A 5,861-nucleotide genomic window follows, 5' to 3' on the forward strand; every position below is an offset into this window, starting at 1 on the left:
TTATGAACACATTGCCTGTTTTGTTGAAGACACAGCTTCAGGCGGCATAGGGCAAAGGGTGAACTTTGATAATCGAATACCTGCCAGATATTGAATTTTCAAGGTGCATAGGCAAAATCTATGTGCGTAGTTTGAGATAATAATAAAGAATATGCATTTGTTTCTTCGGCAGTTGATATTTTTGATGGACAAACAATAACACATAAGCAAAACGTAAGAGCTATAACGCCTATAAAAGAAGATTTTTTGTGGAATAGTCCTTTTGTACACCCAGCAACAATGTTTAGAAAGGAAAGTTTAGTAAGAGTAAAAGGGTATCGATATGCTAAAGAAACTAGACGAGCAGAAGATATAGATTTATTTATGAGAATGTATGCAAAGGGGATGAAAGGATATAATATTTCTGAATCACTACTTAGATATTATGTTAATCCATATGCGATGAAAAAGAGAAAGTATAAATATAGAATTGACGAGGCAATAGTGAGATATAAAGGCTATAAAATGTTAGGCTTAATGCCCAAAGGTTTATTGTATGTAATTAAGCCATTGGTTGTAGGTCTCATACCCAAAGGTATGATTCTTAATTTGCAGAAAAGAATATATAGATAAAGAGGATTATAAGTTGGAAAAAATATTATATATAGCATTAGCAGAGTTAAATAAGCAACATAATGGAGTTGCAAAAAAAATTAGAATGCAGATGAAGGGTATGGAAAAAAATGGGTACCAAGTATCTTGCTTAGCCTATGGAGAAATGGGCTATACACTTTTTGAAGATGAAAAAGAAACACTAATTAGTAGATATAATGGAAATAAGACAAGAAGATTTCGTTACTTCTCTGTTGCAAGAAATTTTATAGAGAAAGAAAAGATCGATATATGTTACATACGCTTTCCTTATATTGATCTAGCAGTTTGGCGACTTTTAAAATTGTTGAAAAAGAAAAAAATAAGAGTGATTTTGGAAGTTCCAACATACCCGATTAAGCCTTATCAACTAAAGAAAGGAGAATGGAAATATTGGGCCCGCGATCAAATACAAAAAATTTTCATTCCAACTTTAAAAAACTATATTGAAAAAATTGTTTATATTGGAAATAAAACAGAAAAAATTTTTGGCATTAAATCGATAAGGATGACAAATGGGTGTAGTGTTGAAGAGTTTCAATTGAAAAAAGAGTGTGAAGAAGAAAAAATCTTACGTATTATTGGAATTGCATCGATGTTTTATCATCAAGGCTTTGAAAGATTGATTAAAGGAGTTGCTCAATATAAAAACGGAAATAATAAAGCTAAAGTCGAAGTATATTTGGTTGGAGAGGGAGAAGCTCTGAATGATTATAAAAATTTAGCTATGAAGTTGGGGGTTATGGAATATATTAAGTTTTTTCATTGGAAGACAGGAAAAGAATTAGATAAGTTATTTGATCAATGTCATATAGGATGTGCGTCGTTGGGACTTTATAAAGTTGGAATAACAGAAGCTTCCACACTCAAAGCAAAGGAATATTTGTCTAGAGGAATTCCGTTTATTTGTGCTTATCAAGAAATAGGAATACCAGAAGATTGTCCGTATGTAATTCGAGTTGCTTCAGATGATTCCCCAATAGATATATCCTATATTATCAATACATTTATAGATAATAAAGACAAATATAAAGCTGAAAATATTAGAAAGTTTGCTATGGAAAAGTTTTCATGGGAAAATATTATGAAAAATGTGATATCGAGGTAAAATATATGAAAAATCAAATCCTACAAGTTGGTAATATTATTCTATTGATTTTTTCTTTCATATTATTTAGTTTTGGTATTTTAATGCAAGAATATGTTACTATTTTTTGGGCCATATTTTTTGTCTGGATTGTCGGAGTGATTTATTCAGTAATAAAAATAAGAGAACGAATTATTGTATTATGTTTTTTTATAACTCTATTGACATTTCTTTTAGGAGGAAGTTTTTTAGAATTAATTTTAGAAAATAGCATAGAGACTATATTTTCAAATGAAATAACGATTCATATGTCGATTTCATTATACCTTGCGGTTTTTGGAATTATACTAGGCTGCTTGTTTAGTAATAAAGTTGCAAGAATTTTTAAATTAGAGAAGAAAATAAAATTTAGAGAATCAGATTTAAAAAAATATTTTCAAAAAAGCGCCAAAATAATAACTTATTTCACTTTGTTTTTTTATTTTGTTGTTTTATTTGAAAAAATTTTTTTTGTAAGGGACAATACATATTTGGAATACTATTTGGAATACGCCACTAATCTTCCGGGAGTAGTAGTTAAATTAGCAGATATGTTTCCGATAGCGTTTTGGATTTTTATGGGCTCTATGCCATCAAAAAAAGAAGTTAACAGAGCAATGCTGTTTTATGGAGGGTATTCGGTTATTTCTTTGGGAACAGGACAGAGGAATAAATTTGTTTTAGGTATTTTAATGATAATTATTTATTACTTTTTCCGAGATAAAATGGATCATAAACAAAAGTGGATTAATAAAAAAGTTTGTTTTGTTGGACTTTTATGTGTACCATTTTTAATATCCTTTTTATATTTTTTTGGATTTAGTAGAGATGGCATTCAAGTGAATCATATTTCGACAGGAGAAGCAATTGTGGAGTTTATGAAAAATCAAAGTACAAGTGCAGATCTAATCGGGTATGAAAAACTTTATGAAACATACCTACCGGAAAATAAGCTTTATTCATTAGGGCGGTTAAAAGATTTTTTCCAAAATAATGTTATTACACAAGCATTATTTGATATTCCTGTATATCAACAACAAACAGCAGAAGCGGCAATTTACGGAAATAGTTTTGGACAAATGATTTCTTATTTAGTTATGCCTTGGAATTATATCCAAGGAAGAGGACTTGGATCATGTTATATTGCTGAACTCTATCATGATTTTGGTTATATTGGAATTTTTCTATTTAATCTGCTGTTAGGAATAGTATTGAGTAATAGTATATATATAGTAAAAAGTGGAAATATGTTTGTGATAGGAATTTTTCTGCTGATGGTTGAGAAGATTATTTATATGCCAAGGGATACGACTAGTAACTTTTTATACACAGGGATAAATTTTACAACTATATTAACTATAGTGCTCATAGTTATTATTGGAAAAATGATTCAAATGAAATACAAAGAGAGGTAAATATGAAGGAGATACTGATTGTATTAACAGAAACCTATCCTTATTTACACGGGGAATCATTTATTGAAAATGAAGAAGAATTTTGGAAGTTTGATAAGATATTGCTAATACCAACAAACAAAATATACGGTCAACCGAGGACGTATAAAAATCCGGCTATTGAAGTGATCAATATTTGGGATGGAAAAAATTTCATTTTCTCCGGTTTACTTCAATCATTAGGTGATTTTGATTACTGGAATGAGGTTAGAAGGATAGTTAACCATTTTTCTATTAGAAAACTTCTTTTTTTGACAAAATTTATTTTCGAATCACATCAAAAAGCAAAAGAAATTTTGAAAAGACTTGATAAATATAATTTCAGTTCCCAAGATCAAGTTACATTGTATTCGTATTGGGCATTTGAAGCAGCATATATCGGTCAAGTACTAAAAAAGAAATTGGAAGTACGAAAATTTATAACTAGAATACACGGATATGATTTATATGAACAAAGAAATAAGTATAACTACTTACCAATGAGAGACACAATATTTAGTACATGTGATTACATTTTACCAGTTTCAGAAGCAGGAAAGAAATATTTAGAACTCAAATGGAAGAAATATCAAAATAAATATTTGGTTAGCCATTTAGGAACAAAAGATCATGGAGTCCAATTGCTAGAAGAAACAAAGGAGTTTCATATTTTGACATGTAGCAATATTATATCAGTAAAACGTTTAGATAAGTTGGTTGACGCGTTAGCTCTTGTAAAGAATTATCCAATAAAGTGGACTCATTTCGGGGATGGTAACTTAGCTGATACAATAAAAGAAAAGGCACACGAAAAATTAGGCGAGAATATTGCTGTTGAGTTTAAAGGAAAATGTAAAAATTCAGAGGTAATCGAAAATTATAAAAATAGTGTATATCATTGCTTTGTTAATACAAGTGATTCGGAAGGACTTCCAGTATCTATTATGGAGGCAATTTCTTTTGGGATTCCAGTGATTGCGCCTGATGTGGGAGGAATGAAAGAAATTGTATGCGATCAGACAGGAATATTACTGAATAAAGGATTTCATATACAGGAATTAGCAGATGCGATCAATAACATGGCTAGTATATATAAAGAAGATACTAACCGCTACCAAGAGTTGAGAAATAATGCTAGAAAATTTTGGGAACAAAATTATGATGCAGTAGTACAATACAGTAATTTTAATACTTTTTTACATATGAAAGGTAATGATAAATGAAGAGAGTAGACCAGGTGAAAAATGGTATTAGATTGATTAAAGAAAAAGGTTTTTTTCATATCATTATAAGTTCTTCTTTAGTAAAAGTTATAAGTTTTATTTCCGCAATGTTTTTGCCACGAGTATTGAGCAAAACGGATTATGGAGTTTTGGTATATGTTGATAATATACGAAACTATTTTCTAATGTTTAATGCTTTAGGGATAACTAATGCAACTTTAAGATATTGTGTGCAGGAAGAGAGTGAAGAAGAAAAAAGAGGAGTGTTCCTATATTCTTTAAGGAAAGGTTTGATAATAGATCTCATTCTTTTTATAGGAAGTCTTATCTTTTTCTTGTGTGCTGATTTTCAATTTCAATCAAGTAGATTATATTTAGTATTAATGTCTGCTCTCCCAATACTTGTATTTATATATGAGGATTTACAGTTATATTTAAGAGCATTGTTTGCGAATAGAGAATATTCAATTTTATCTTTTTCTTATTCGGCTTTAATGGTTATAGCGCAAATTGTTTTGGCAATTACTTCTGGTATTCTTGGTATTATTGGAGGGCGCTATATAGCAGTTATTATTTCAATTGTTGTTGCTATAGTTTTACTTAAATCTGTTGAAGGGAAAAATAAGAAGTTTATTTATCCGAGTAAGGATAAACAAAAGCAGATATTTAAGTTTGGCGTTGTAATGATGCTTACTAATATGTCTTCGTATGTAATGCAGCTTAATGAAACTTTTATTTTAAGTTGGGTGTTGAATGATGAAGAAGATTTAGCCGTTTATAAGGTTGCGGCATACATACTTACAATATCTTTGTTTGTAATGCAGGCCATTATAACATTTATTTTTCCTTATTTTATTAAACATATTGACGATAAGAAATGGATTTGGAAAAATTTTAAAAAATTATCAGCTATTAATTTCGGTGGAATGCTTATCATTCATATAATTTTAATTTGGTGTACACCATTTATTATTTGGTTGTTGTATGGAGAAAAATATTATGATGCGATACCGATAATGAGAATATTGCTTGTTGCTTCATTTGGACAAGCAGTATTTAGAATGCTTCCTGGAAACATTTTAGCTGGAATTGGTGAAGAGAAATTTAATTTAAGAGTTAATATTATTTCTATGATTGTACATTTTATAATTGACTATGTATGTGTAAGCAACTATGGATTGTTAGGATCAGCTGTAGCACTTATTATAGTGTATTATTTTTCAGGAATAATTATGATTTTACATTTGAGAAATGTATGTAAAAAATCACAAATTTAGAATTGAAAGGATCAGTTTATATGCCGGGATTTTTGATTAGTAATATAACTAAAACTTCCCACACCAATACGGTGTGTTGAACCTTGAAAATTCAATATTTCAGCCAATAAAAAAGGCATAAACCTGTCCCGTTTGGTATAATGGAATTGACGAAAAACCATCTATACAAAGG

At 29.5% G+C, this 5,861-nt stretch carries 5 protein-coding genes; all 5 read left to right on the plus strand.

Going from position 1 to position 5,861, the window contains the following annotated elements:
* Nucleotides 1-246 precede the first annotated feature (246 nt).
* Genes Selli1_RS17720 through Selli1_RS17740 form a run of 5 tightly spaced genes read left to right on the plus strand, consistent with a single transcriptional unit; the run spans nucleotide 247 to nucleotide 5,689 of the window.
* Nucleotides 247-612 carry a glycosyltransferase family protein gene (locus Selli1_RS17720; protein WP_281874378.1) on the plus strand — a complete coding sequence of 122 codons (366 nt, stop codon included), beginning with the start codon at nucleotides 247-249 and terminating at the stop codon, nucleotides 610-612.
* A gap of 13 nt (nucleotides 613-625) precedes the next feature.
* The gene (locus Selli1_RS17725) at nucleotides 626-1,738 is read left to right on the plus strand and encodes a glycosyltransferase (protein WP_281874380.1); all 1,113 of its coding nucleotides are present in this window, start codon (nucleotides 626-628) and stop codon (nucleotides 1,736-1,738) included.
* Entirely contained in the window at nucleotides 1,702-3,171 is a 1,470-nt protein-coding gene (locus Selli1_RS17730; protein WP_281874382.1) for an O-antigen polysaccharide polymerase Wzy family protein, read from the plus strand. The genes Selli1_RS17725 and Selli1_RS17730 overlap by 37 nt, the downstream gene beginning before the upstream one ends.
* A 2-nt stretch (nucleotides 3,172-3,173) precedes the next feature.
* On the plus strand, nucleotides 3,174-4,412 hold the full coding sequence (locus Selli1_RS17735; protein WP_281874384.1) for a glycosyltransferase: 1,239 nt from the start codon (nucleotides 3,174-3,176) through the stop codon (nucleotides 4,410-4,412).
* Nucleotides 4,409-5,689 carry an oligosaccharide flippase family protein gene (locus Selli1_RS17740; RefSeq protein ID WP_281874386.1) on the plus strand — a complete coding sequence of 427 codons (1,281 nt, stop codon included), beginning with the start codon at nucleotides 4,409-4,411 and terminating at the stop codon, nucleotides 5,687-5,689. Before Selli1_RS17735 ends, Selli1_RS17740 begins: the two co-directional genes overlap by 4 nt.
* The last annotated feature ends 172 nt before the right edge of the window (nucleotides 5,690-5,861 follow it).

Source organism: Sellimonas catena, from assembly GCF_027924685.1.
GTDB lineage: Bacteria > Bacillota > Clostridia > Lachnospirales > Lachnospiraceae > Sellimonas > Sellimonas catena.

What these genes read in the sequence shown, in the direction of transcription:
- Selli1_RS17735 (WP_281874384.1), top strand. Translation starts at nt 3,174, where the DNA reads ATGAAGGAGATACTGATTGTATTAACAGAAACCTATCCTTATTTACAC.
- Selli1_RS17730 (WP_281874382.1), top strand. Translation starts at nt 1,702, where the DNA reads ATGGGAAAATATTATGAAAAATGTGATATCGAGGTAAAATATATGAAA.
- Selli1_RS17740 (WP_281874386.1), top strand. Translation starts at nt 4,409, where the DNA reads ATGAAGAGAGTAGACCAGGTGAAAAATGGTATTAGATTGATTAAAGAA.